This is a genomic window from Notoacmeibacter ruber (assembly GCF_003668555.1).
Classification (GTDB): domain Bacteria; phylum Pseudomonadota; class Alphaproteobacteria; order Rhizobiales; family Rhizobiaceae; genus Notoacmeibacter; species Notoacmeibacter ruber.
Genome location: NZ_RCWN01000001.1, coordinates 2,246,143 through 2,270,563 on the forward strand (window position 1 = coordinate 2,246,143; position 24,421 = coordinate 2,270,563).

Consider the following 24,421-nt stretch of genomic DNA (forward strand, 5'->3'; position numbering starts at 1 on the left):
CGCATGCTTTCCAATCGTAATCTCGCAGTCCTGATCGGAGTCGGCATGGCGCTGACCGTCGGCACCGCCCTCGCCTTCGAACATCTTGGCGGGTACATTCCCTGCGCACTCTGTCTGGAACAGCGGACCGCCTATTATACCGGCGTGCCTTTCATGATCGGCACCGCCATCGCCGCCCCTCACATCAGACGGCCACGGCTTGTTCAGGCGATGTTCGGCATCGGTGCATTGCTGATGATCTGGACCATGGGCCTCGGCATTTATCATTCCGGCGTCGAATGGGGCCTTTGGGCCGGTCCCACAGACTGCTCCGGCGCGTCGAGCACCGTCAGCCAGGCGGGCAATCTTCTGGAATCGCTCGGCCAGCGGCCACCGTCCTGCGATCAGGCGGCCGGCCGCTTTCTCGGCATTTCCTTTGCCGGCTGGAACGTGGTCGCCGCCGCACTGCTGACGCTGGCCTGCCTTTACGGCGCCTTCCGTCGTCAGCCGGCTCCGAGGGCCTGAGGCTGGTCAGGGCTCCAGTTCGGTATCCCAATAGAGATAATCGAGCCAGCTTTCATGAAGATAGTTGGGCGGGAAAGACCGCCCTCTTTCGTGCAGTTGGTGCGTGGTCGGCTTGAACGGCGTCTGCCGCGGCCACATCCGCGCATGATCGGGCATCAGCCCACCCTTCCTCAGATTGCAGGGCGAACAGGCCGCCACGACGTTCTCCCACGTCGTCTGTCCGCCGCACCGGCGCGGCACGACATGGTCGAAGGTCAGTTCGTGCGGGTTGCCGCAATACTGACATTCGAACCGGTCTCGCAGGAAAAGATTGAACCGTGTGAAGGCCGGCCAGGTCGCCGGTTTCACATAGCTTTTCAGGCAGACAACACTGGGCAGCTTCATGGAGAGCGAGGGTGATGAAACGCTCTGCTCATATTCCGCGACGATCGTGACACGGTCGAGGAACACCGCCTTGATGGCGTCTTGCCAGGACCAGATCGACAAGGGGTAATAGCTCAAAGGCCGGTAATCGGCATTGAGAACGAGCGCTGGAAGCGCTTCAGGACGCACATGCACCGTCACGGCAGGCGGCTCCTTTCATTTTCGAGTCCCATTGCAAGAACGGACCGAAAGGCGAACATCTTTGATGTCGAAGGACAGTTAAGCGCCTAATTTCGTGATTGTGAAGACAGTTCAGCACGGCCCGAACCCCGTTTATCCACCGCTTTCTCCACCGGCCATACACAGTTCAGGCAACACCTTTGTAACAGCCGGACCTCAAACCGGCGCGCCTCCACCGGTTCTTGTCGCACCGTACCACGCCCAAAGAAGACGTGCAGCTACGCTGCGGTTCGGGGACCACTTGCCAGCCAGCGCGGAAAGCGTCTTTTCATCGGGCCGTTCGGGCAGACCGAGCGCCTCATGCGCCGCCGCCTGAAGCGCCAGATCGCGCGCAGGGAAGATGTCGGGATGCCCCGCCGCGAATAAAAGCCAGCATTCCGCCGTCCAGCGGCCGATCCCCGGGATCGGCGTCAGCGCGTCAACAGCGTCCTCTGCGTCGAGTCTAAGGACCGCATCCAGCCGCAGACCGTCACACTCGGCTTCCGCAACGGCCCGCAGGGTTCTGATTTTCGGTCGGGAGAGACCCGCAGCCCGGAGAATTTCATCAGGCGTATCGAGAAGAACGGCGCCGGTAAGCGGCGTCACCGCCGCCTGCAACCGCCCGAAAATCGTGTCGGCCGCAGCCTTCGAAACCTGCTGTGCGATAACCACACCCGCCAGTCCCGCATAACCGCCGGGGGTTTTGCGTTGAGGCAGTGGGCCGGCAATTGCCGCCAACGACGCCAAGGTAGGATCGGCCTGCAAAAGGGCCTCCAGCGAACGGGCGATGGCTTTTTCGGAATTCAGGATGACCGTCATGACACTCCTGTTCTATGCAAAGCTCTAACACCTGTCTTCCTTAACCTGGCCAAGCCTATGACGAACGCGCCCGCGAACCAGCCGATTTTCCGCTTCGCCCCCTCCCCTAACGGCGCGTTGCATCTTGGCCATGCGCGGTCAGCGATTCTGAATAACCAGGCGGCCCGCGTGGCCGGGGGCCGCCTGCTGCTCAGGATGGAGGATATTGACCGGACACGCTGTTCGCCGGAACTGGAGCAGGCCATCCTGGACGATCTGGTCTGGCTGGGGATCGACTTCGAAGAAGGGATCCGCCGCCAGTCCGATCATTTCGCAAGCTACAAGGAAAGGCTGGAACAACTCTCCAACCTCGGCCTCGTCTACCCGTCTTTTACAACGCGAGGCGAATTACGGCGGCTTGTGGCAGATGTCGAGGCGGCTGGCGGCGATTGGCCACGCGACCCCGACGGAACACCCCATCCGCCACTTTCTGAAAAGACGCGGACCACAGCAGAGCGGCATAAGCTGATCGAAACCGGCCATCCCTATGCATGGCGTCTCGATATGAAAGCGGCCTTGCAGCGTTTGGGATGGAAGGAGGTCTCATGGCGCGAAAGCGCTACGCCGCTCGAAAAACCGCAGACGGCACGTTTTGATGCAAGACTCTGGGGCGATGTCGTTCTGGCGCGCAAGGATATTCCAACGAGCTATCATCTCGCGGTTGTTCTGGACGATGCACAGCAGGGCGTGTCTCACATCATCCGCGGACGCGATCTCTATCCGGCGACGGCCATTCATCGGGTGTTGCAGGCGCTTCTAGCCCTCCCCGAGCCTATCTATCACCATCATGCGCTGGTGCTCGACGAAGATGGCCGCAAGCTTTCCAAGAGCATCGGAAGCGCAGCTCTATCGGCGCAGCGCCTGGGTGGTTATGAACCTCAGGAAACGATAGCGCTGGCTCTTGGCGCCAAAGAAGCGGTAAAGCCGGTCACCCTTCCGAAAACATACGGCTGAGGGCCGCCTTGAGGATGACCATGAACATGATAAGGCCGAAAGCACCCGCCAAGCCAATAAAAATCACGGATGGCAGGGTGTAGATGCGAAAGCCCAGTTCCGGCAGCCCCTTGATCGCGCCAAAGAAACCAAACATGAGGATGGCCGTGTTGCCGAAGGGCCCGAATGCGTCCTCGTCCAGCATGCTATGAAGAGCAAAGCCAGCGACCAGAAGGATGCAGGCGATGAGGGTCGAACCGATGATCAGTGTTGGCGTATCGATGAGCGGCATGGCGGGTCCCTTCCGGATGTTGACCCCTGAAACGCGAAATCTATCCCGAATGACTTTTCGTCACGCTTAAAAATACAGTTGCAATACGATTAAAGGACGAACATGCGTTTTAACGCGGCATTGGCGCCGATCGCCTTCGTGGTCCTCTGGTCGACGGGTTTCGTCAGTGCCCGTTATGCCATGCCCTATTCGGAGCCCTTCGGCTTCCTCACTGTTCGCTATATCCTGTCCGCAGCAGCCTTGCTGGGCCTGGCGCTCATCATCGGCGCTCCCGCCCTGTCCTGGCGCCACCGCCGTGATTCGATGATCGCCGGAATGCTGCTGCATGCCGTCTATCTGGGCATGCTCTTCTGGGCGATCGATCACGGCATGCCGGCCGGCCTCTCGGCGCTTATCGTCGGACTTCAGCCCATTTTCACGGCCTTCATGGCAGCGGGAACGATCGGCGAAGACATTACGCCGCGCCATTGGCTGGGCCTTGTGATCGGCATGATCGGTATAGCCATGGTTCTCGGGCCGCGCGTCGGCGTACTCGGTTCGGGCGTAAATGGCTGGACTGTCGGCGCCTGCGTCATCGCCGTCACGGGGATGAGCGCCGGCACGGTTTGGCAGAAAGGCCGGCTGAAGGGCGCAAGCCCGATCACCGCGACGATATGGCAGTTCGTCGGTGCTGCCCTCTTGACCCTACCTTTCGCGCTCTTCGTTGAAGAACACGAGGTCACGATCACGACCCCGCTGGTTCTCTCCATGATCTGGCTCGTCCTGGTGCTTTCCGTAGGTACCATCATGCTCCTGATGTGGATGATCGAGCACGGAGCGGTCAGCCGCGTCGCGGCGCTGTTTTACCTGGTGCCCGCCTGTACGGCGCTGATCGCATTCATCCTGTTTGGCGAGCCGCTCTCGCCGATCCAGATCGTCGGAATGGCCGTTACCGCTCTCGCCGTCGCGATGGCAGCTGGAAAGGTAGGCCGCCGGCGGCCCGCAATGCCCTGAACCGCATGATCGCCGCATTCAGTTCGGCCCCGATGATGAAGATCGCCGAGACCATATAGAGAAACACAAGAGCGACGATGATCGAGGCCAGCCCCGCATAGGTCGTCGAGTAACGGCCAAAATTTTCGAGATAGGTTGCAAAGACCCACGATCCGACCACCCAGAACAGGATCGTCAGCACCATGCCGGGCATAATGTCGACGAGCCGCCTTTTTCCTTCGGGAAGGTAGACGTGGCAGATCGCAAGACCGACGATCAGCACGAAAATGGCGATCATGATGCGCAAGGCATCGAACGCGAAAACTTCGGGCACGATATCGGGCGCACGGCGCAGCAGAACGGAGTGAACGATAGGCGCCGCGACAAGCAGCAGGCTGACGATCGTCAGGCACAGCGTGGCCAGAAGGACAAAGCCGAAACTCTGCAGCCGCAATGAAATGAGAGAGCGGCTTTCCACCTGCCGGTAGGCCCGGTTGAGCGATGTACGAAGCGCCTCCACCCCGTTTGACGCGAAGAAGAGGGCAAGCAAGACACCGATCGTCAGCAGATCGCCGCGCTCGCCTGACAGAACCGCCTGCACTTCCTTCGTCACCGGCTCGGCAATACTGTGCGGCCAGGTCTCGAAGAGAAGCGGCACGGCGTATTGCGCAAAATAGTCCGCTCCCAGAAAGCCGGCCAATGAGGCCGCGAAAATCAGGAAGGGAAAAATCGCCATGATCGTCGACAGGGCCACATGACTTGCGAACGCCCAGCCATCATCATTGTTGAAGTGGCTGATCGCGTCCCAGGCTATGACCCGAACGGTTTGCCACATGGAATGAACCTCTTGCTTTTCATGCCTCGTCTATATGGAAGACTATTGCGTAAAATCAGCACGAACATGAAAAGCGGCGTCATCGGCGCGCGCAAAAGCGGCGTCGGACTGCCGATACGGGGATGAAATCTCCCTGCGGCTTCCCACATGCAAGCCGGACAGAACAGGAAAGACCGATGGCCACAGTTTTCCAGATTGCAGCTCTTATCGCCATGCTCGCTGTCGCGATTGTCTTGCTTCGCGGCCTGTGGAACATGATGCGGGCCGGCGACAGCAACACCAGTCAGAAACTGATGCAGATGCGGGTATTCATACAGTTCATCGCAATCGTGCTGATCGTCGGCGCACTCTATTTCGCCCGCCCCGCCTGATTGGCGTTTCTGACAGGTTGAAAGCAAAATGGTTCGACTGAACAAGATCTATACGAAGACCGGCGATGACGGCACCACCGGTCTCGGCTCCGGCGAGCGCCGCAAGAAATACGATGCGCGGGTCGAGGCCTACGGCACCGTGGACGAAGCCAATGCCACGATCGGTATGGCGCGGCTCTACACGGGCCTGAACCATGGTGACATCGACCAGGTTCTCGCGCGCATTCAGAATGACCTCTTCGACCTCGGAGCGGATCTCTCCACTCCGCCATCGGATAAGGAACTGGGTTACGAGCCTTTGCGCATCGTCCCGAGTCAGGTCGAGCGGCTCGAAAATGATATCGACGCCTTCAATGCGCGCCTCTCGCCGTTGAAAAGTTTCATTCTTCCGGCCGGTTCGCCGGCGGCCACCACGCTGCATCTGGCGCGGACGATCGTACGGCGAGCCGAGCGGCTGACGGTTCAGGCCCGGGACGAAGCCGGCGAAACCATCAGCGAGGAAGCGATCCGCTATCTCAACCGGCTGTCGGATTTTCTTTTCGTCGCTGCGCGCATCTGTAACGATGATGGCCAGAGAGACGTGCTGTGGGTTCCGGGTGCCAGCCGCTGACGATCTGAAAGGCGGCGGAAACCTCGATGTTCATACCTCTCCACGACGCCAATGATCTCATCTACATCAAGCGCCAATATGTGACGTTGTGCCTGATTGCCGCCAATACGGCGATCTGGCTTGTGACAGGCACGATGGGCAATGATGTGCTGATGGCCTATTCGACAATGCTGGGCTTCACCCCGGCTCTCGGACAGGACGTTTTGCCGGACGCAAGCGGCCTCGGACCACTCGGTGGGACGATCACATACCTCAGCTATGCCTTCCTGCATGGCGACATCTTCCATCTCGGCGGCAACATGCTGTTTCTCTGGGTGTTCGGCGACAATGTCGAAGACGCGATGGGCCATTTCCGCTTTCTCGTCTTCTACCTCCTCTGCGCCATTGGCGCGGCGCTCTTCCATGGCGTCGTGCTACCGGCATCATCGATCCCGTTGATTGGTGCGTCGGGCGCGATCGCCGGAGTTGTCGCCGCCTATGTCATTCTACATCCAAGGGTAAAGATCTGGGCTCTCGTTTTCGCCCGCATACCGATACGGCTCCGCGCCCAATGGCTCCTCGGCGCATGGATCGTGCTGCAAGTTGTCATGTTTATTCTCTTGCCTGACGATGCCGTCTCGTGGGCCGCTCATCTTGGCGGCATCATGACCGGCGCCCTCCTCGTCCTGCCGTTCAAACGAAAGGACCAGCCGATCCTCGATCGCCGTATCGAGCCGCCACACGCCGCGGTCCTGAAAAACCAGCCGGTCGGCGGTCGCAAGGGTCCCTGGACCTAGAGCGCGATCCACGGTGTGGCCTGTCATCATCGGTTCGTCTGAAAGACGCAGGTTTTTCATTACTTCCGCAGCGATGAAGCATCGGAAGCCGCGTCGTCCGTGCGAAAAGACAAACTTTGACGTTTACGTCAAAATCTGCTTAGTGACTCATGGACATACCGCGGGGTATGGCAGTCTTGGCGATTGTGATCGCCGGAGGATTGGATTTCTAGGACCGTTGGCCCAGATAGACGGGCCAAGCCTTAAAGATACTGGACGAATTGGGAGAAGCTTATGAAGATCCTGGTGCCCGTAAAACGGGTGATCGACTACAATGTGAAGGTCCGCGTGAAGTCTGACGGTTCGGGCGTCGAGACCGCCAACGTCAAGATGAGCATGAACCCGTTTGACGAGATCGCCGTCGAAGAGGCCATCCGGCTGAAAGAGGCCGGCACCGCCGAAGAGGTGGTGGTGGTCTCCATCGGGCCGGACAAGGCCCAGGAAACGCTGCGCACCGCTCTCGCCATGGGCGCCGACCGGGCCATTCTTGTCAAGACCGATGAAACCGTCGAGCCGCTGGGCGTCGCGAAACTCCTGAAGGGTGTCGTCGACGAGGAAAGCCCGAAGATGGTCATTCTGGGCAAGCAGGCGATCGATGACGATTCCAACCAGACCGGCCAGATGCTCGCCGCGCTTCTCGGATGGGGCCAAGGCACCTTCGCAAACGAAGTGAAGATCGAAGGCGAGAAAGCCGAAATCACCCGTGAGGTCGACGGCGGCCTGCAGACGGTGAGCCTAGACCTGCCGGCCATCATCACGACCGATCTTCGGCTGAACGAACCGCGCTACGCGTCGCTGCCGAATATCATGAAGGCCAAGAAGAAGCCTCTCGATACCAAGTCGCCCGACGATTACGGCGTCGATATCGCTGCGCGCCTCAAGGTTCTCAAGACCGAAGAACCGCCGGAACGTTCGGCCGGCGATATTCTCGAGAATGTCGATCAGCTTGTCGACAAGCTGAAAAACGACGCCGGCGTGCTTTGAGCGCGGACAGAACGGGAGATTATTGAAATGGCACTTCTACTTATTGCCGATCACGACAACGCCGCCCTGTCCGATCAGACGGCCAAGGCGCTTACTGCGGCCAAGGAAATCGGTGGTGACATCGATATTCTGGTTGCCGGCAAGGGCGCGCAGCCTGTGGCCGATGCGGCCGCGAAACTGGATGGCGTCCGCAAGGTGCTCCTCGCGGAAAGCGACCAGCTTGAACATCGTCTGGCCGAGCCTCTTGCCGCGCTGATCGAGAGCCTGGCTGGCGATTACGACTATCTGATTGCCCCGTCGACGACCACGGGCAAGAACGTCATGCCGCGTGTCGCAGCCCTGCTCGACGTGATGCAGATTTCCGACGTGATGAGCGTCGAGGGGGATGATACCTTCAAGCGCCCGATTTATGCGGGCAACGCGATCCAGACCGTTCAGTCCTCGGATGCCAAGAAGGTGCTGACCGTTCGTGGCGCATCCTTCCAGGCAACTGGCGAAGGCGGCTCCGCCTCTGTCGAATCGATCGACGCGGTCGACGGCCCTGCTGTCTCGTCCTTCGTTTCGGAAAAGATTGCCGAAAGCGATCGGCCGGAACTGACCTCCGCCAAGATTATTCTGTCTGGCGGACGCGCCCTCGGTAGCAAGGAAAAGTTCGATGAGATCATCCTGCCGCTCGCCGACAAGCTCGGCGCAGCCGTCGGCGCTTCGCGCGCGGCGGTGGATGCCGGCTACGCGCCGAACGACTGGCAGGTCGGGCAGACCGGTAAGGTCGTCGCGCCGGAGCTTTACATCGCTGCTGGTATTTCCGGCGCGATCCAGCACCTGGCGGGCATGAAGGACAGTCGCATCATCGTCGCCATCAATAAGGACGAGGATGCGCCGATCTTCCAGGTGGCCGATTACGGACTGGTCGGCGATCTGTTCGAAATCCTGCCGGAACTCCAGCAGAAGATCTGACCATCTTCACCCGGCCTGGGCCATAAGTGATCGTAGACCAGGCCGGTAACACAGCGTCGGCCCCGCCATATTTTTCGGGGCCGACCGCCGGGAGCGCGAACCAGCAAGCCAGAGATGGCAGCCACTCGCTAAAAAAGACCAGCATTCGGGGACACCATGCCAGATTTGAAGAAGATCGGAGTGATCGGCGCGGGCCAGATGGGCGCGGGAATCGCCCAGGTCGCCGCTCTCGTCGGTTATGACGTGACTTTGTCGGATGTGGAGCAAAGCAACGCCGATGCGGGCCTGTCCGGTATTGGCAAGAGGCTTGATCGACTGGTGGACAACGGCAAGATCGAGCAGAAGGCACGCGATCAGGCCGTGTCGCGTGTCACGCCCGTCGCCGGCCTCAAGGCGCTTCGCGACTGCGATCTCGTAATCGAGGCCGCGACGGAAAATGAAGAGATCAAGCAGGCGATCTTCAAGGAGCTTTGTGCCGACCTGAAGCCGGAAGCGCTTCTGGCCTCCAACACCTCCTCCATCTCCATCACTCGCCTTGCGAGCCGCTCCGACCGCCCCGAGAAGTTTGTCGGCATCCACTTCATGAACCCCGTGCCGGTCATGAAGCTAGTCGAGGTGATTCGTGGCATCGCGACGGCTGACGAGACGTTTTCGGCGGCAAAGGATTTTGCGCAGAGCCTCGGCAAGACCGTAACGGTCGCGGAGGATTATCCAGCCTTCATCGTCAACCGCATTCTGCTGCCGATGATCAACGAGGCCATATTCACGCTCTATGAGGGTGTCGGATCGGTCGAGGCGATCGATACGGCGATGCGCCTGGGCGCGAACCATCCTATGGGCCCGCTCGAACTGGCCGATTTCATTGGGCTCGATACCTGCCTCTCGATCATGCAGGTTCTTTACGAAGGCCTGGCAGACAGCAAATATCGCCCCTGCCCGCTTCTGGTGAAATATGTCGAGGCAGGCTGGCTCGGTCGCAAGACCGGTCGCGGCTTCTACGATTATTCCGGAGAAAAGCCGGTCCCGACCCGCTGAGCCGGGCGGACCGCACATCATGAAACCAGCAATGCTCCGGCGCGGCATGAATTTCTGGCCGCCCTTCTTTTTTGCAGGCATTCGCGTCACGCATATTGCTGAGGACTGGCGGACCGTTGACGTTGAACTGCGCCAGCGACGCCTGAACATGAACTATGTCGGCGTTCACTTTGGCGGATCGATCTTTTCCATGACCGATCCGTTTCTCATGTTGATGCTGATGAACATTCTGCCGCGCGATTACACGATCTGGGACAAATCGGCCCGGATCGATTTTCTGAAACCGGGCAAGGGAACGCTGCGGACGAAAATCCGTGTCACGGACGAAATGCTTGAGGAGGTCCGAGCGGCGACACCGAATGAGAGTGACGTTTTTCGGCCCACCTGGAGCATTTTGGTGGAGGATGCCGAGGGAGTGACGGTGGCAAAGATCGACAAGACGTTACATATACGCCGCCGGAAGGACGAGCGCCGCCGGCTAGGTGGATAGTTCAACGGCAAAAAACAGGGAAGAAGGGCCAGATGACGGGACCCAATCTCTTGATTATCGGCGCCGGTGGCGTCGGCGACGTGGTGGCGAACAAGGCCGTTCAGTTCCGCGATCGCTTCGGAACAATCACATGGTCGGCGCGTACGGCAGAGAAGCTGGCCGCGAAAGCAGCCAAGGTGAATGCCCGGTATGGCGCAACCGAAGGCAAGCCATTCATCACGACCGAAGCGGTCGACGCGCGTGATAGCGCTGCCGTTAAAAAGCTCATCGAAAGCACGGGGGCTTCAATCGTCCTCAACGTCGCTTCGCCCTACTGCAACGAGGCTATCCTTCACGCCTGTCTCGAAACAGGCGCAAAATATCTCGACACGGCTCTCGCCGAGCACGAATTCACGATCGACATTCCGCCGAACTGGTACGAGCGCATCGAATGGCCGCTGCGGCCCGAATTCAAGGCGAAGGGCGTTACCGCCCTGCTGGGCATGGGTTTCGACCCGGGTGTCGTGAACATCTTCTGCGCATGGGCGCGAAAGCACCATCTCGACCAGATCGACTCGATCGATATCATCGACGTGAATGCGGGCAATCACGGCAAATATTTCGCGACCAATTTCGACCCCGACGTCAATTTGCGGGAAGTGACCGAAGAGGTCATCACCTGGGACGAAGGTGAGTGGAAGTTCATTCCCCACCACAGCGTCTGGCAGGACGTGACTCTGCCGATCGTCGGCGAGCAGCGCGTCTACTCCATGGGCCATGACGAATTGCAGAGCCTTGCCGTCAATTTCCCGGATACGCCGCGCATCAGTTTCTGGATGGGCTTCGGCGAGCATTACATGAAGGTTCTGGAGGTGCTCGACACGCTCGGCCTGACCTCTTCCGTGCCCGTCGAGGTGGATGGCGCGATGGTCGCGCCGAACCGTTTGGTAAAGGCGCTCCTGCCCGATCCGGCTTCACTCGCGGAAAATTACATGGGCAAGATCGTGATCGGCGTCGATGTGCGCGGCAGGAAGGACGGTGAGGACAAGCGTCTCTTTATCTGGTCGACGCTGGATCACAAGGAAAACTACGAGGAAGTCGGCGCCCAATCGATCAGCTATTCGACGGGTGTGCCGGTCATGACGGCGGCCCTCCTGATGGCGGACGGCACGTGGGATCCAAAAACCATGGTCAATGTCGAGGAGATGGATCCCGATCCCTTCCTCGCGCTGATGCCGGACGTCGGCTGCCCATGGCAGGCGGACGAACTGCCGACGGATGATACGTGGCCCTATGCAGAGGGGCAGAGCGCTTCGGCCTCCGCTCCGCTTTCGGCTCAGAAAGCCGCGACCGATCGCGGCGCAACCTGAGATGACCACCCCGCGCGGCTCCGAGGGCGAGGCGCAGATGCGCGCCTTGCCGCAGGGCAATTTTCACCGCTTCGATCCGGTCGCCGTCCCCTCCCCGTGCCTCGTGCTGGACACGGCGCGGCTGGAAGAGAATGGCCGGCGTCTCGCCAGGCTGCGCGACGAGGCGGACTGCAAGGTTCTGCTGGCCCTAAAAGCCTTCGCCATCCCGGCCTGCGCGCCGATCCTCGATCGCTATCTCGACGGCACCGCCGCCTCGGGCCTCTGGGAGGCGAAGCTCGGACGCGAGGCGTTCGGCGGCGAAGTTCACACCTACGCGCCCGGTCTCAAGCCGGCAGATCTGCCGGATATGGTCGCCAACACCGACGCGCTGATCTTCAACAGTCTCAGCCAGTATGAGCGCTTCGCACCGCTGCTCGCCGAGACGGAAGGGGCGGGGAATCTGCATCTTGGGCTGCGCATCAATCCGCGCCATCAGGAGGTGGAGAACGCGCTCTACGATCCCGCCGGACCATGGAGCCGCCTCGGCATTGACGGCAGAGCCCTTTCGCCAGACGATCTCGAACCGTTTTCCTTCCTGCATATTCACGCGCTCTGCGACCATGGCTTCGATGCCTTTGCGCGCATGGTCGCCGCTGTCGAGAAACGTCTCGGCCATCTCTTTCCGGCCATTGAAGAGATCAATCTGGGCGGCGGCGTTCTGTGGACGGATGACAGTTTTCCGCTCGACGATGCCATTGCTTTTTTGAAGGATTTTCAGAGACGAACCGGCCTTCACGTAACCCTTGAGCCGGGCACGGCCGTCGCGCTCCATGCCGGCGCCATGGTCGCAGAAGTGCTGGACTTCATGACGGCGCAACAGGGCGTCGGCGCTCCGGTCATCATCACCGATCTGTCGGCGACCTGCCATTTGCCGGACGCGCTGGAAGCGCCGTTCACACCCGATTGCCTCGGCGCAGAAAGCCTGCCACGCACGCTGAGACCGAGCGAGGTCAATGATCCGAACATTGCGCGGGTCGGCGGTCCGACCTGCCTCGCCGGCGATACGATCGGCACCTATCGGTTCGACGCGCTTCCCTCCATCGGCGACCGGCTCGTCTTCGCGGATCTGGGATACTATACGACCGTCAAGAGCACGACCTTCAACGGCACGCCTCTACCCTCCATCGTCCTGTGGGACAGTGGATCGGGCAGCTTGGAACCGGTTGCAGACTTCTCTTGGGATATGTTTGCAGAGCGGCTCGGCTGGCGGTCCTAGCTCGCGATCCTCAGCATATTGCCATCTTCATCGGGCTCCCCGACCTGCTGAAGCCATTCCTCAAATGCATCGGACGATAGCGCCTTGCTGAACAGAAAGCCCTGGCCGATATCGCAGCCGACCTTGTGCATTTCCAGATATTGATCGTTCTGCTCGATCCCTTCAGCCGTTGTCGCCAGTTTCAGCGTGCGGCTGAGCGAAACGATGGCCTGAACGACGCTCATGCTCCGTTCGTCCGCCATGCACTGCATGACGAAGCTGCGATCGATCTTGACGCGGTCGATCTTCAGGCTCGCCAATTGCGAGAGACTGGAATAGCCGGTCCCGAAATCGTCCAGCGCGATGCGAACGCCGAGCGCCTTGAGTTCCGCGATCGCATCGAGCGCGACCTCGGTGTTCTGAACGAAAGTGCTTTCCGTGATTTCCAGTTCGAGCCGGCTTGGCCGAAGTCCCGTCTCATCCAGGATCGACGCCACGCGGTAGGCCAATGCGGGATTATCAAGCTGCGTTGCCGAAAGGTTGAAGGACAGAGTTACTCTGTCATCCCAGTTTTTTGCGTCACGGCATGCACGCCGCAAAAGGCTTTCAAACAGTTCGTCGATCAGGCCAAGCTTCTCGGCCTGGGGAATGAATGTGCTCGGCGGAATTTGCGTGCCGTCCGCCTTGAACCATCGCGCCAAGGCCTCACAGCCGGCAATTCGGCCGTTTTCGAGTTCAACCAGCGGCTGATAATAAGGCTCGATCTCTTCATTGCGCACCGCTTCGCGCAAAGCCCGCTCCGCAGCGGCCGCTTCCTGAAGGTCGCTCAGGAACCATGGATGATAGACTTCGAAGCAGGTGTCGGAGCGCTTCTTCGCCTGATACATCGCAAGGTCTGCCATGTAGAGAAGGTCTTTGGCACACTCGGCATGCTGCGGCATTGACGCCAGTCCGATCGATGCACCGATGAAAAATTCATCGCCCTCGACGCGAATCGGCTTCTTCAAGGCTTTGAGAATGTCTCCGGCAATCCTGCTGGCTTCTTCAGCCGTTCCGTCGGCATAGAGCACCGTAAATTCATCGCCGCCATATCGTGTCACAATGGTTTTCGGCCTGACGTCTCCGATCCGCCGGGCGACCTCCTGGAGAATAGCGTCACCCTTCTGGTGGCCGCGAAGATCGTTGATCGACTTGAAGTTATTGAGATCCACCATCATCGCCGCGAGCGGACGATCGAACGGAAAGTCCTTGAGATAGGCCTCCAGATACCGGCGATTATAGACACCGGTCAGCGCGTCGCGATCGGCGCTCCATCGTGCCTGGCTCTCCGCCGCGTACCGCCGACGGGATTCGCCTCCTAGATCGATCAGACGACGGGCGGCATAAATGAAGCCCATCAGCCCAGCCATCAGAACAGCAAAGATAATTTCATCGAGCTCCCAGTGCTCATGACGCGCCAGATACATGAGAATGCGGTCGAACAGGTCGAAATGAAAGCTGACGAGCCAAATGGCGAGCCCTGCCATCACAAGGGCAACCGCGTCTTGCCATGCACGTCTTTTGAGTTCGGCGTTCATCGCGTCTTTCCAAACTGACAGTCGGCAGGTAGCCGAGTGCGTGAGCCCATGCCGTCATGGAAAGAGCTGCCTCGCAGTTTCGGGAGAGGACGTCATGTCCAGGATGCCGCACCCACGGCTCCATCGTCAGGTATGCCCCCCCTCGCGTTAAATGCAGTTAAACGAATACGACGCAATTTTACCGATCAGCTGATACGAACAGACTGCAACCGGAAAACGAGGCGACCCGCAGAGGTTTGATCAGCTCGCCTCTGTCACCACGTCGACCATTCGTATCGCTTCGTCGCTCGACCAGTCCGCCGGACCGTTAATCTGCGCACGAAGACAACCGTCACCGTCAACGAGGACTGTGACAGGGAGGCCGAGTGCGAGGCCTCGGGCCCTCATTGCATTGAAGATGTCGGTCGAACTGTCATGATAGAGCGGCAGCGCCTTGACTGCGGTCTCCTCCAGAAACTCACGCGGCTTTTCGAGAGACCCGGTATCGATATTCACCGCGACCACCTCGAAATCTTCACCGGCCCTGGCTGTCTGCAAACGGTCGAGGGCCGGCATTTCTTCGCGGCACGGCACGCACCAGGTCGCCCAGAGATTGAGCAGCACCGTTTTTCCGGAAAAATCGGCGAGCGTCATCGCCTCTCCGTTCGGACCATTGAAGACAAGGTCGGAAAGGTTCTGTGGCTCGCTTGCCAGAACGCCCGCCACCTCTCCGGCGCGGGCGTTTTCGATCGCTTGCGCAAGAGCCTCGTTTTCATTGCAGCTTACGGCAGCGCGGTCGGAGCCCGCCGACACGCTGCCATTGCCAGGAAAGGCACCAAACACGTATAGCACCGCCGTGAAGATCAGCAGAATGAGAAAGCCGATAAAGACATAACGTCCCATCGGGCGGCGCGGGCGGGGTTCTTCGTCCATGAGTTCAAATACTCCTCTTAAGGAAACGGGCAGATATGAGCGGCGAGAAAAATAGCAATCAGATGTGGGGCGGCCGTTTCGCCTCCGGGCCGGATGCAGTGATGGACGCGATCAACGCCTCCATCGATTTCGACCGGGCTCTGTACCGTGAGGATATAGAGGGTTCGCTGGCCCATGCCGAGATGCTCGCTGCGCAAGGCATCATTTCCGACGAGGATCACGCGGCGATCAGAGACGGGCTGGCGAAGATCGAAAAGGAGATCGAGGAAGGGACCTTTCAGTTCTCCCGCCAACTCGAAGACATTCACATGAATATCGAAGCGCGGCTATCGGCGCTGATCGGTCCGGCTGCCGGTCGTTTGCATACCGGGCGCTCGCGCAACGATCAGGTGGCGCTCGATTTCCGTTTGTGGGTCAAGCGCGAATTGAAGCGGATCGACGGCGCGTTGGCCAAGCTCATCGAAACTTTCCTCGCGAGGGCCGAGGAGCACGCAGAAACCTATCTCCCCGGTTTCACCCATCTGCAAACCGCCCAGCCGGTGACATTCGGCCATCATTGCATGGCCTATGTCGAAATGTTCGGCCGCGATCGTTCGCGGGTGACCGACTGCATCGAGCGACTGGATGAAAGCCCGCTCGGCGCGGCCGCTCTCGCCGGCACCTCACTGCCGATCGATCGCCACAGTACAGCGCAGCGACTGGGTTTTCGTGAACCCACACGCAACAGTCTCGATACCGTATCCGACCGCGATTTCGCGCTCGAATTCCTGTCGCTGTCCGCCATTTGCGGCATGCACCTGTCACGCCTTGCCGAAGAGATCGTCATCTGGTCGACCCCGCAATTCGGCTTTATCCGACTTTCGGACTCCTTCTCCACCGGCTCCTCCATCATGCCGCAGAAGAAGAATCCGGACGCCGCCGAACTGATTCGGGCGAAGACCGGACGCCTCAATGGCGCGCTGATCACGCTTCTGACGGTCATGAAGGGCCTGCCGCTCGCCTATTCGAAGGACATGCAGGAAGACAAGGAAGCGGTCTTCGATGCCGCCGAAACGCTGGACCTGATGATCGCGGCGATGACGGGCATGGTCTCCGATATGGAGGTGCGCGTCGAGAACATGGCCGCCGCCGCGGGATCGGGCTTTGCCACCGCGACGGACCTCGCCGACTGGCTCGTCCGCCAGGTCAATCTGCCCTTTCGGCAGGCCCATCATGTGACGGGACGTGCTGTCGCGCTGGCCGAGGAGCGCGGCGTCGACCTCGCGGACCTGCCGCTCGCCGACCTTCAGGCCATCGATCCGGCAATCACCGAGGACGTTTACAAGGTGCTGACGGTGGAAAGCTGCGCGAAGGCGCGCACCTCTTACGGCGGCACCGCACCGGACAATGTTCGCCAGCAGATCGCCTTCTGGCGGGACCGCCTTAAGAATGAGCCATAACCGTTCATGCCGGGCCTTCAACCAATGGGCGTTTCCGGCTAGAAAAGCGTGATCCAGGGGAACCCGTTCATGATGCGCCTGCCTTCTCTGACCCTTCTGACCCTGATCGCGGGCGCGTTGGCCGTTTCCGCATGTGGTCGCCGCGCTGATCTTGAAAAGCCAACGGCGTCGGCCCCGGCCGTGGAGGAAGATCAGCGCATTGCCGGCCCGCTGGCCGTGCCTCTTGGCCGCGAAGACGCGACAGCCGCGCGAACCGCGGCAGCCCAACTCGAGGACGGCACACTGGAAACCCAGGAAAGTCTCGACACCAGCCGCGACGATTCCGAGAAGCCCAGCAGACCCTTCTTTCTCGATAGACTCGTGGAATAATCGTGAATCATTTTGAATATATCGACGGCGTTCTCCACGCCGAGAACGTGCCTGTTCCCCTGATCGCCGAGCAGGTCGGCACACCCGTCTATATTTATGCCGCGGCCACGTTACGCCGCCACTATCGCGTCTTCGCGGAAGCCTTTTCCGATATAGACAGCCTCATCTGCTATGCGATGAAGGCCAATTCCAATCAGGCCGTCCTCAAACTTCTGGCCGAGGAAGGCGCTGGCGCCGATGTGGTTTCGGAAGGCGAATTGCGCCGCGCCCTGGCTGCCGGCATTCCGCCGGAGCGCATCGTCTTTTCCGGTGTCGCGAAAACCGCGCGGGAGATGGACTTCGCTCTTGCCACGGGCATTCACTGCTTCAATGTCGAAAGCGAGCCCGAGCTCGAATTGCTGTCGTCGCGCGCCGCCGCGAGTGGCACGACAGCGTCGATCTCGCTTCGCATCAATCCTGACGTCGACGCCAAGACCCATGCGAAGATTTCAACGGGAAAGGCCGAGAACAAGTTCGGCATACCCTATGCACGGGCTCGCGAGGTCTATCGCCGCGCCGCAGCCATGCCAGGTATCCGCGTCATCGGGATCGACATGCATATCGGTAGCCAGATCACCGAGCTTGCACCTTTCGACGCTGCAGCGACGGTGCTGAGTAATCTGGTGCGCGACCTGCGGGAAGATGGCCACACGATTGAGCATGTGGATTTCGGTGGGGGGCTGGGCATCCCTTATCTGGACGACAATAATCCGCCGCCCCTTCCCGCCGACTACGCCGCGGTCGTTGCCAGACATGCGAGTGATCTGGGCGTGAAGGCCGTCTTTGAGCCCGGACGTCTGATTGCCGGAAATGCCGGCATTCTGGTGACCGAGGTGATTTACCTTAAAGAGGGCGACGCGAAGAATTTCATTATCGTCGATGCGGGTATGAACGACCTGATCCGCCCGACGCTCTACGAGGCGCACCACTCCATCCGGCCGGTCGAGATCAAGGCATCGACGACACCCTGGATCACGGCCGATGTGGTCGGTCCGGTGTGTGAAACGGGCGACTATCTGGCGAAGGACAGGGAGATGAGCCGCGCGGTCTCGGGCGACCTTCTGGCTGTTTCCTCTGCGGGCGCCTACGCTGCCGTTCAGGCGAGCACCTATAATTCTCGCCTTCTTGTCCCTGAAGTTCTGGTCGATGGCGATCGCTGGCATGTGATCCGCCCCCGTCAGGATTATGAGGCATTGATTGCCCTGGACAGTGTCCCGGACTGGCTCTGACCGTCACCGACATTACAAATCGGTCATGGCCTCGCAAAACCCGCATTTCTTGCTAGTCTGACGATAGGCGTGAATGGGTCGCGTCGACGGTTCAAGGAAGCGCGATGCCAGAGACACCGCACTCCACCTCCTCCAGTCATGGTTCATTCGGACTGCAGTCGGCGCGATTGCGCCGAACACGGATCGGCATGGCTGCGACCATGGTGGCGGAGAGGCTCTGGCCGCTCATCCTTCCCCCGCTCCTCCTGATCGCCATGCTGCTGATTTTTGCCTGGTTCGGCCTTTTCCGGGCGATGGGCGATGAAGTGCGGTTCGGCGTCCTCGCCATTCTGGGACTGGCAGCGCTCGCTGCGCTGAGCCGCTTGCGGCATTTCCGTGCTCCGCGATCCGCTGAGATCGACCAGCGTCTCGAGCGGCACAATCAGTTGCGTCACCAGCCGATCGCCACGCAGGAGGACCGGCTTTCCGAAAGCTCGGCGAACGATCCTTTCGCGGCACTCCTCTGGCAGGAACACAGAAAGCGGATGGCGGAACGCATCGGCGTGCTGGGCACGGGCCTGCCGGCGAGCGATATTGCGAGGCGCGATCCCTATGGCATTCGCGTGGTCATTCCGCTCCTGCTCGTGGTCGCTTTCGCCTTCTCCTTTTCCGAAGCAGGCGGTCGCCTGACAGACGCCTTTGCGGCCAAAAGCGAAAGGCTCGGTGCAGCACCAGCGCGAATCGACGCTTGGGTGACCCCTCCCGATTATACCGGCCGTGCGCCTGTCTTCCTGACAGCCGAGCAGAACCGAAACGAAACCCTCTTCACAGTGCCGCGATTTTCAACGGTGACAGTTCGCATCACGGAAGGCGATGCCGAGGTTCGCTGGAAGCCCATTGCCGGCGACGCCGAAATCTTGCCTCCGAGCGACGAAGAGAACCAGCCGGATACCGCCCAGTATGATTACGTGTTGGAGGCCGACGGTACACTCTCGATCGGCGATCGCCAGCCGGGCCCGTTTGCCTTTTCGGTGACACCCGATCAACCGCCGCAGGCCCGTTTCAGCGAAACGCCCTCGGAGGAAGCCAGCGGCGCGCTCGCGCTCCGATACGAGATGAGTGACGATTACGGCGTGACCGAAGCGCAGGCTCTCATCGAGACGCTCGACCCCGCCGACCCCGAAGCCCGTCCGCTCTATGAACCGCCGGTGATCGATCTCCGCGTGCCGCCCAAGCGCGGCAATGGCAAGGGTGAAACGGTACAGGATCTGGTCGAAAGCCCATTTGCCGGCATGGCGGTTGGCGTCCAGATCGTCGTGGAAGACGGCGCGGGGCAGACGGCCCGCAGCGAAACGGCCAAACTTTTCCTGCCGCAGCGGCGCTTCACCAATCCCCTTGCACTTGCCGTTCTGGAACAGCGCCAATTGCTCGCCATGGATGCCGATGACAAACCCTATGTCCAGAGGCTGCTCTCGGCGACGATGCTACGCCCGGATGAAACCTTTACGCGCCTGGCCGACTATCTGGCGCTGACCACCGTCGCATCGCGTCTGCGATACGCGCAGACTGACGACGAACTGCGTGCCGTGGTCGATTATATGTGGGAAGTCGCCATCGGTATCGAGGATGGCAACCTCACCGCAGCGGAAAAGCGCCTGCGCGATGCGCAGCAGGCTCTGCGCGAAGCCATCGATCGGGGTGCTTCGCCGGACGAGATCGACAGGCTGATGGACGAACTGCGAACCGCCATGGCCGACTACATGCGCGAACTGGCGGAAAATGCGGCTCGCGATCCGAACCTTGCCAACCAGCCGCAGCCGGACCCCAGCCAGATGATGACCGGTGAAGACCTTCAGGACATGCTCGACCGTCTGGAAGAGCTGGCAAAGAGCGGCGACAAGGAGGCCGCCCAGCAACTGCTCTCGATGATGGAGCAGATGATGCAGAACATGCAGGCGATGCAGGGCCGGTCCGGCCAACAGAGCGCGCAGGGCCAGATGCGTCAGCAGATGGACCGCATGGGCGAAATGATGCGCGAGCAGCAGGAATTGATGGACGAGACCTTTCGTCGCCAGCAGGGACAACAGGGGCAACCGGGCGAGCAGCCGTCGCCCGGCCAGGACGGGCAGCCGGGACAAGGGCAATCCGGTCAGGGACAGCAATCGCCGTCCGGGCCGCCGCAGTCGGGACAGGGCGAGCAGCCCGGTCAGCAAGGCGGCAACGGACTGGCCGGCCAGAGCATGCAGGATCTGCAGGAGCGCCAACGCCAGTTGCAACAGGATCTGGGACGGCTGATGGAAGATCTGCAGGGCTCCGGGATCGAGCCCGGCGAAGGCTTCGACGATGCTGGAGACGCCATGGGGCGGGCCGGCGACGACCTTGCCGAAGAGGATGGTCGCGGTGCTGTCGGCAATCAGGGCGATGCGCTGGAGGCCATGCGTCGGGGCGCCCAGGACATGATGAACCAGATGCAGGCCATGCAGGAAGGCCAGCCCGGCGATCAGGGCGGCCCCGGCGAAAACGGTCAGGCGCGGGGCACGGACGATCGCGACCCGCTTGGCCGTCCCCGCGCCACCCGTGGCCCGGATTTCGGCGATACCACCAAGGTGCCCGAGGAGATCGAGGCCGAAAGGGCGCGGCGCATTCTGGAGGAGATCCGCCGTCGCTTGGGCGATCGTCTCTCGCCGGAACTGGAGCGGCAATATCTGGAACGGCTACTGGAGGCGCGCTGACAAGGTTTCGCAGCCACCTGTCAGAAAATGGATCAGGCGGCCTTACGCTCCGATAGGGCCTGACCGACGAAGTTTCGCAGATCGGCAAGTTCGAATGGCTTCGGCAGCACATCGATGACGATGCTTTGCACTTCACTGGCCTGCTCGCGCTGTTCGGCGTAGCCGGTCATCAGTAGAATCGGAATATGAGGAAACTGCCGGGCAATGGCGAGCGACATCGCGATACCATCCATGGCAGGCATCCGAATATCGGAGAGCACGAGATCGAATCGGCCCTGCTCGTCTTCGATAAGTTCGAGCCCGAGATCACCATCTTCAGCCATCAGGATTTCATGGCCGTCGCGGGCCAACGCCCTCGCGGTAAACTGGCGAACGGCATCATCATCTTCAACGATTAGAATGCGAGCCATGACTCATTCCTTTCAGATACGAAAGACAGACCAGCCGCCCGAAAACAGAAACGCCCCGACTATTATCAGGATGAGGAGGACAGCGAATCCAGTTTCGTTTTTCGCTGTGCGGACCGGAAGTGCCGGACCGCATTCTCCTGTGGGCGAAATAATCTCGAAATCGGCGTCTACGACAGCCTGCTCGTTAACCCCAATAGGGCGGAACAGCGGCGTGTTCGTCTTTTGTCCTTCCGCCATATTGGTCCGTTTCACATCAGTTTCAGGACACCGAGCTAAGCGGAATATGGTTAATGGAACCTTAATTTCAGAAGCTGTTGACGACTTTCTTAAAGCTCCTTTAACCATGTTGGCACAGATGAATCAGTCTGGAGCGCGTTCGTATAGCGCGCGGGAAAGACAAGCGGTGCGGCGTTGATCAGCTTCGAAAATGTGGGTCTGCGCTATGGCATGGGCCCCGAAATCCTTCGTGATGTCAGTTTCGACATTCCGGAGCGTTCTTTTCAGTTTCTGACCGGCCCTTCGGGCGCCGGCAAGACGACCTTGCTGCGCCTTCTCTTCATGTCGCTTCGCCCGACGCGCGGGCTGATTACGGTCTTCGGAAAGGATCGGACGCAGATCACCCGTCATGACCTGCCCGATATCCGCCGGCGTATCGGAATCGTCTTCCAGGATTTCCGCCTGCTGGAACACATGACCACCTGGGAAAATGTCGCCCTGCCGCTTCGTGTCCGTGGTCGCGAGGAGGCCAGCTATGCGGGTGACGTGACGGAGCTCCTTAAATGGGTCGGGCTCGGGGACCGCATGCACGTCATGCCGCAGGTTCTCTCCGGCGGCGAAAAGCAGCGGGTCGCCATTGCAAGGGCGCTGATCGAGCAGCCCGATATTCTTCTGGCGGACGAACCGACGGGCAATGTCGATCCGCCCATGGCCCACCGCCTTCTGCGCCTCTTCATAGAACTTAACCGGTCGGGCACGGCCGTCCTTATCGCGACGCACGATCTGGGCTTGATGGATCAGGTCGAAGCGCGGCGTATGGTGCTTGAGAACGGCCATTTGGTGATTCATGACTGAAGAGGTGCCAAGCAAGCGGGATTTCTCCGCCGAAGGTGAATTGCCCTCCCGCATGTCGCGCACCGCCAACCGCGTCGGCATGGCCCCGCGCCTCCCCCGCCTTCCCAATATGCGGGCCAGCCTCGGACGGGCCGTACGGCCCGGCGGGCCGAAACCGACACCCATCATCCCCCGGCAGAATGTGGCGGGCCGCGCATTGACGCTCGTGATCGCTATCATGACGTTCCTGTGCTGCCTGACTACAGGCGCCGTGAGCCTTGTCGCCGACGCGGCCACCCGGTGGCAAAGCCAGATCGCTCGCGAGGCGACGATCCAGATCCGCCCCGGCGAAGATTTCGACATGGCTGAGGCGTTGCAGCGTGCCCGGACGATAGCCGCAGAGTTTCCGGGGGTGATCGACACGCAGATCATCGATGACGAGGAAACCAGCCGGCTACTGGAGCCATGGCTCGGAACCGGGCTGGATCTTTCCGAACTGCCCGTGCCACGGCTGATTCTTCTCACCATTGATGAGACGTCGCCACCCGATTTCCCGGCCTTGCGCGCCGCCCTAACCGCTGAAATCGAAAATCTTTCACTCGATGATCATCGCAGCTGGGTCGATCGTCTGGTGAAGATGGCCGGCACCACGATCGTCATCGGCATCACCGTGCTGGTGATGATGATCATCGCAACGATCCTCACGGTCGTGTTCGCCACGCGAGGGGCGATGGCCGGCAATGATCCGATCATCGAGGTACTTCATTTCGTGGGGGCCGAAGCCCGCTTCATCGCGCGCGAATTCCGGCGACACTTTCTTCTCATAGGCCTCAGAGGGGCCGTGACGGGCGGAGGCGTCGCGCTGTTGATCTTCGGCTTGTTCCATGTCTGGTCCTTAAATGCCATGGCAACGCCCGAAGGCGATCAGACGAGTGCCCTTTTCGGCAATTTTGCGATCGGCCTCACCGGCTGGCTGGGCGTCGGTGGCCTCATCATCATGATCGCCGCGTTGACGGCCATCACATCCCACGTCACCGTTCTGAACTATCTCGGCGAGATGGATCGGCGTGCGCTGGAGCAAAGATGATGTGCCAGCCGACCGGAATGCAGCGGTGCAAGGCGTTGTTTAAGGGAGACAGGGATGCGCGATGCGGTCTATCCCGACGAGAGCACGGCGGTCTCCATGCGGCGTAGGCACGGCAGTGGGGGCGGCGCGGTTCACGCATTGGCGCGACTGTTCACCTGGCTGCTGCTGGGCGCTGTGGGCGCGCTCATCGGCGGCTTCGTTTTCTTCGTCTACTCGATCGGACAATTGGAAAGCCCGGCCACCTTTCCGGCCAATGCCGGCATCGTGGCCTTCACCGGGGCCTCGGGCCGCATCGAGAAGGGCCTTGAACTACTGGCCGAAGGCCGGGCGGAGCGGCTGCTGATCTCTGGTGTCCATCCCGACAACACGATCGAGGATATTGCTGCCGAGCATCGCGGCAATGGCGATCTTTTCGCCTGCTGCATCGATCTCGACACCGAAGCGCTGGACACGGCAGGCAATGCCCGCGAAACGCTGAATTGGGCCAGAGAGCACGATTTCGACGCGCTCATCATCGTGACGAGTGATTGGCACCTGCCGCGTTCCCTCCTGGAGCTGAGGCAGACAGATAACGAACGGCGCTTGATCGGCGTGCCGGTTCGAACCGATGTGATTCAGGAAGGCCTGTGGCTTTCCAACAGCGGGACAGTGCGCCTGCTGGTCCAGGAATACGCCAAATATCTTCTGGCGATCGTTCGAAACGCCGCTCCCGACTCCGTCCGCAAATTCGCTGCAGCCCGAAGCTGGTCATTCTGAATCTGCCTCGTTTGCCGGCGG

At 60.4% G+C, this 24,421-nt stretch carries 26 protein-coding genes; 19 read left to right on the forward strand and 7 right to left on the reverse strand.

Annotation, left to right across the window (positions count from 1 at the left end):
- The first annotated feature begins 3 nt into the window (after positions 1-3).
- Entirely contained in the window at positions 4-504 is a 501-nt protein-coding gene (locus D8780_RS10645; RefSeq protein ID WP_121645564.1) for a disulfide bond formation protein B, read from the forward strand.
- 6 nt (positions 505-510) lie between these two features.
- Here the strand turns inward: D8780_RS10645 and D8780_RS10650 are convergent, their stop codons facing one another.
- Both D8780_RS10650 and D8780_RS10655 read right to left on the reverse strand, forming a co-directional pair.
- The gene (locus D8780_RS10650) at positions 511-1,068 is read right to left on the reverse strand and encodes an HNH endonuclease (RefSeq protein WP_121645565.1); all 558 of its coding nucleotides are present in this window, start codon (positions 1,066-1,068) and stop codon (positions 511-513) included.
- 195 nt (positions 1,069-1,263) lie between these two features.
- Entirely contained in the window at positions 1,264-1,905 is a 642-nt protein-coding gene (locus D8780_RS10655) for a DNA-3-methyladenine glycosylase family protein (protein ID WP_121645566.1), read from the reverse strand.
- A 57-nt stretch (positions 1,906-1,962) separates the two neighbouring features.
- Between D8780_RS10655 and gluQRS the strand changes: the two genes are divergently transcribed.
- The gene (gene gluQRS, locus D8780_RS10660) at positions 1,963-2,898 is read left to right on the forward strand and encodes a tRNA glutamyl-Q(34) synthetase GluQRS (protein WP_121645567.1); all 936 of its coding nucleotides are present in this window, start codon (positions 1,963-1,965) and stop codon (positions 2,896-2,898) included.
- Here the strand turns inward: gluQRS and D8780_RS10665 are convergent.
- Entirely contained in the window at positions 2,873-3,169 is a 297-nt protein-coding gene (locus tag D8780_RS10665) for a hypothetical protein (protein ID WP_121645568.1), read from the reverse strand. The genes gluQRS and D8780_RS10665 overlap by 26 nt on opposite strands.
- Before the next feature lie 102 nt (positions 3,170-3,271).
- On the opposite strand from D8780_RS10665, the gene D8780_RS10670 reads away from it, so the two are divergent.
- Positions 3,272-4,162, forward strand: coding sequence for a DMT family transporter (locus D8780_RS10670; protein ID WP_121645569.1), 891 nt, complete (start codon positions 3,272-3,274; stop codon positions 4,160-4,162).
- Here the strand turns inward: D8780_RS10670 and D8780_RS10675 are convergent.
- Positions 4,098-4,976, reverse strand: a complete 879-nt coding sequence (locus tag D8780_RS10675; protein WP_121645570.1) for a YihY/virulence factor BrkB family protein — start codon at positions 4,974-4,976, stop codon at positions 4,098-4,100. The genes D8780_RS10670 and D8780_RS10675 overlap by 65 nt on opposite strands.
- A gap of 176 nt (positions 4,977-5,152) precedes the next feature.
- Here D8780_RS10675 and D8780_RS10680 point away from each other — a divergent pair, with 176 nt between their 5' ends.
- From D8780_RS10680 to D8780_RS10720, 9 genes are all read left to right on the forward strand, one after another.
- Positions 5,153-5,347 (forward strand): twin transmembrane helix small protein, encoded by a 195-nt coding sequence (locus tag D8780_RS10680; RefSeq protein WP_121645571.1) that lies wholly within the window; start codon positions 5,153-5,155, stop codon positions 5,345-5,347.
- Positions 5,348-5,375: 28 nt separating this feature from the next.
- Positions 5,376-5,957 (forward strand): cob(I)yrinic acid a,c-diamide adenosyltransferase, encoded by a 582-nt coding sequence (locus tag D8780_RS10685; RefSeq protein WP_121645572.1) that lies wholly within the window; start codon positions 5,376-5,378, stop codon positions 5,955-5,957.
- A 26-nt stretch (positions 5,958-5,983) separates the two neighbouring features.
- A complete protein-coding gene (locus tag D8780_RS10690) occupies positions 5,984-6,733 on the forward strand; it encodes a rhomboid family intramembrane serine protease (RefSeq protein ID WP_121645573.1) in 750 nt (249 codons plus the stop codon).
- Between the two features lie 273 nt (positions 6,734-7,006).
- Entirely contained in the window at positions 7,007-7,756 is a 750-nt protein-coding gene (locus tag D8780_RS10695) for an electron transfer flavoprotein subunit beta/FixA family protein (RefSeq protein ID WP_121645574.1), read from the forward strand.
- Between the two features lie 27 nt (positions 7,757-7,783).
- The gene (locus tag D8780_RS10700) at positions 7,784-8,713 is read left to right on the forward strand and encodes an electron transfer flavoprotein subunit alpha/FixB family protein (protein ID WP_121645575.1); all 930 of its coding nucleotides are present in this window, start codon (positions 7,784-7,786) and stop codon (positions 8,711-8,713) included.
- A gap of 156 nt (positions 8,714-8,869) precedes the next feature.
- A complete protein-coding gene (locus D8780_RS10705; RefSeq protein ID WP_121645576.1) occupies positions 8,870-9,748 on the forward strand; it encodes a 3-hydroxybutyryl-CoA dehydrogenase in 879 nt (292 codons plus the stop codon).
- A 19-nt stretch (positions 9,749-9,767) separates the two neighbouring features.
- Positions 9,768-10,238 carry a DUF4442 domain-containing protein gene (locus D8780_RS10710; protein WP_121645577.1) on the forward strand — a complete coding sequence of 157 codons (471 nt, stop codon included), beginning with the start codon at positions 9,768-9,770 and terminating at the stop codon, positions 10,236-10,238.
- 32 nt (positions 10,239-10,270) lie between these two features.
- A complete protein-coding gene (locus D8780_RS10715; RefSeq protein WP_121645578.1) occupies positions 10,271-11,587 on the forward strand; it encodes a saccharopine dehydrogenase family protein in 1,317 nt (438 codons plus the stop codon).
- Position 11,588: 1 nt separating this feature from the next.
- Entirely contained in the window at positions 11,589-12,842 is a 1,254-nt protein-coding gene (locus D8780_RS10720) for a type III PLP-dependent enzyme domain-containing protein (RefSeq protein WP_158598488.1), read from the forward strand.
- Here D8780_RS10720 and D8780_RS10725 read toward each other — a convergent pair.
- Together D8780_RS10725 and tlpA are read right to left on the reverse strand one after the other, a co-directional pair.
- Entirely contained in the window at positions 12,839-14,398 is a 1,560-nt protein-coding gene (locus D8780_RS10725; RefSeq protein WP_121645580.1) for a putative bifunctional diguanylate cyclase/phosphodiesterase, read from the reverse strand. The two genes, D8780_RS10720 and D8780_RS10725, sit on opposite strands and share 4 nt — an antisense overlap.
- A 240-nt stretch (positions 14,399-14,638) precedes the next feature.
- Positions 14,639-15,310: a thiol:disulfide interchange protein TlpA gene (gene tlpA / locus D8780_RS10730; RefSeq protein WP_121645581.1), complete on the reverse strand. Its 672-nt coding sequence runs from the start codon at positions 15,308-15,310 to the stop codon at positions 14,639-14,641.
- Positions 15,311-15,345: 35 nt separating this feature from the next.
- Between tlpA and argH the strand changes: the two genes are divergently transcribed.
- The 4 genes from argH (at position 15,346) to D8780_RS10750 (ending at position 21,097) form a co-directional block, all read left to right on the forward strand.
- Positions 15,346-16,749: an argininosuccinate lyase gene (gene argH / locus D8780_RS10735; RefSeq protein ID WP_121645582.1), complete on the forward strand. Its 1,404-nt coding sequence runs from the start codon at positions 15,346-15,348 to the stop codon at positions 16,747-16,749.
- Positions 16,750-16,818: 69 nt separating this feature from the next.
- Positions 16,819-17,118: a hypothetical protein gene (locus tag D8780_RS10740; protein ID WP_121645583.1), complete on the forward strand. Its 300-nt coding sequence runs from the start codon at positions 16,819-16,821 to the stop codon at positions 17,116-17,118.
- Positions 17,119-17,120: 2 nt separating this feature from the next.
- A complete protein-coding gene (lysA, locus tag D8780_RS10745; RefSeq protein WP_121645584.1) occupies positions 17,121-18,386 on the forward strand; it encodes a diaminopimelate decarboxylase in 1,266 nt (421 codons plus the stop codon).
- 104 nt (positions 18,387-18,490) lie between these two features.
- Positions 18,491-21,097, forward strand: coding sequence for a TIGR02302 family protein (locus D8780_RS10750; protein WP_121645585.1), 2,607 nt, complete (start codon positions 18,491-18,493; stop codon positions 21,095-21,097).
- A gap of 32 nt (positions 21,098-21,129) precedes the next feature.
- Here the strand turns inward: D8780_RS10750 and D8780_RS10755 are convergent, their stop codons facing one another.
- Positions 21,130-21,507: a response regulator gene (locus tag D8780_RS10755; protein ID WP_121645586.1), complete on the reverse strand. Its 378-nt coding sequence runs from the start codon at positions 21,505-21,507 to the stop codon at positions 21,130-21,132.
- A gap of 411 nt (positions 21,508-21,918) precedes the next feature.
- Between D8780_RS10755 and ftsE the strand changes: the two genes are divergently transcribed.
- The 3 genes from ftsE to D8780_RS10775 all read left to right on the forward strand — a co-directional run bounded on the left by ftsE (position 21,919) and on the right by D8780_RS10775 (position 24,400).
- Positions 21,919-22,578: a cell division ATP-binding protein FtsE gene (gene ftsE, locus D8780_RS10765; RefSeq protein ID WP_121645588.1), complete on the forward strand. Its 660-nt coding sequence runs from the start codon at positions 21,919-21,921 to the stop codon at positions 22,576-22,578.
- Between the two features lie 109 nt (positions 22,579-22,687).
- Positions 22,688-23,644, forward strand: a complete 957-nt coding sequence (locus tag D8780_RS10770) for a cell division protein FtsX (RefSeq protein ID WP_245412406.1) — start codon at positions 22,688-22,690, stop codon at positions 23,642-23,644.
- A 54-nt stretch (positions 23,645-23,698) separates the two neighbouring features.
- Entirely contained in the window at positions 23,699-24,400 is a 702-nt protein-coding gene (locus tag D8780_RS10775) for a YdcF family protein (RefSeq protein ID WP_121645589.1), read from the forward strand.
- Positions 24,401-24,421: the final 21 nt, after the last annotated feature.

Coding starts and splice junctions, on each gene's coding strand:
- D8780_RS10740 (WP_121645583.1), top strand. CDS start 16,819: ATGATGCGCCTGCCTTCTCTGACCCTTCTGACCCTGATCGCGGGCGCG.
- tlpA (WP_121645581.1), bottom strand. CDS start 15,310: ATGGACGAAGAACCCCGCCCGCGCCGCCCGATGGGACGTTATGTCTTT.
- D8780_RS10675 (WP_121645570.1), bottom strand. CDS start 4,976: ATGTGGCAAACCGTTCGGGTCATAGCCTGGGACGCGATCAGCCACTTC.
- D8780_RS10700 (WP_121645575.1), top strand. CDS start 7,784: ATGGCACTTCTACTTATTGCCGATCACGACAACGCCGCCCTGTCCGAT.
- D8780_RS10680 (WP_121645571.1), top strand. CDS start 5,153: ATGGCCACAGTTTTCCAGATTGCAGCTCTTATCGCCATGCTCGCTGTC.
- D8780_RS10750 (WP_121645585.1), top strand. CDS start 18,491: ATGCCAGAGACACCGCACTCCACCTCCTCCAGTCATGGTTCATTCGGA.
- D8780_RS10775 (WP_121645589.1), top strand. CDS start 23,699: ATGCGCGATGCGGTCTATCCCGACGAGAGCACGGCGGTCTCCATGCGG.
- argH (WP_121645582.1), top strand. CDS start 15,346: ATGAGCGGCGAGAAAAATAGCAATCAGATGTGGGGCGGCCGTTTCGCC.
- D8780_RS10725 (WP_121645580.1), bottom strand. CDS start 14,398: ATGAACGCCGAACTCAAAAGACGTGCATGGCAAGACGCGGTTGCCCTT.
- D8780_RS10665 (WP_121645568.1), bottom strand. CDS start 3,169: ATGCCGCTCATCGATACGCCAACACTGATCATCGGTTCGACCCTCATC.
- gluQRS (WP_121645567.1), top strand. CDS start 1,963: ATGACGAACGCGCCCGCGAACCAGCCGATTTTCCGCTTCGCCCCCTCC.
- D8780_RS10720 (WP_158598488.1), top strand. CDS start 11,589: ATGACCACCCCGCGCGGCTCCGAGGGCGAGGCGCAGATGCGCGCCTTG.
- D8780_RS10645 (WP_121645564.1), top strand. CDS start 4: ATGCTTTCCAATCGTAATCTCGCAGTCCTGATCGGAGTCGGCATGGCG.
- D8780_RS10670 (WP_121645569.1), top strand. CDS start 3,272: ATGCGTTTTAACGCGGCATTGGCGCCGATCGCCTTCGTGGTCCTCTGG.
- D8780_RS10770 (WP_245412406.1), top strand. CDS start 22,688: ATGCGGGCCAGCCTCGGACGGGCCGTACGGCCCGGCGGGCCGAAACCG.
- D8780_RS10715 (WP_121645578.1), top strand. CDS start 10,271: ATGACGGGACCCAATCTCTTGATTATCGGCGCCGGTGGCGTCGGCGAC.
- D8780_RS10685 (WP_121645572.1), top strand. CDS start 5,376: ATGGTTCGACTGAACAAGATCTATACGAAGACCGGCGATGACGGCACC.
- D8780_RS10710 (WP_121645577.1), top strand. CDS start 9,768: ATGAAACCAGCAATGCTCCGGCGCGGCATGAATTTCTGGCCGCCCTTC.
- D8780_RS10695 (WP_121645574.1), top strand. CDS start 7,007: ATGAAGATCCTGGTGCCCGTAAAACGGGTGATCGACTACAATGTGAAG.
- D8780_RS10705 (WP_121645576.1), top strand. CDS start 8,870: ATGCCAGATTTGAAGAAGATCGGAGTGATCGGCGCGGGCCAGATGGGC.
- D8780_RS10655 (WP_121645566.1), bottom strand. CDS start 1,905: ATGACGGTCATCCTGAATTCCGAAAAAGCCATCGCCCGTTCGCTGGAG.
- D8780_RS10690 (WP_121645573.1), top strand. CDS start 5,984: ATGTTCATACCTCTCCACGACGCCAATGATCTCATCTACATCAAGCGC.
- D8780_RS10755 (WP_121645586.1), bottom strand. CDS start 21,507: ATGGCTCGCATTCTAATCGTTGAAGATGATGATGCCGTTCGCCAGTTT.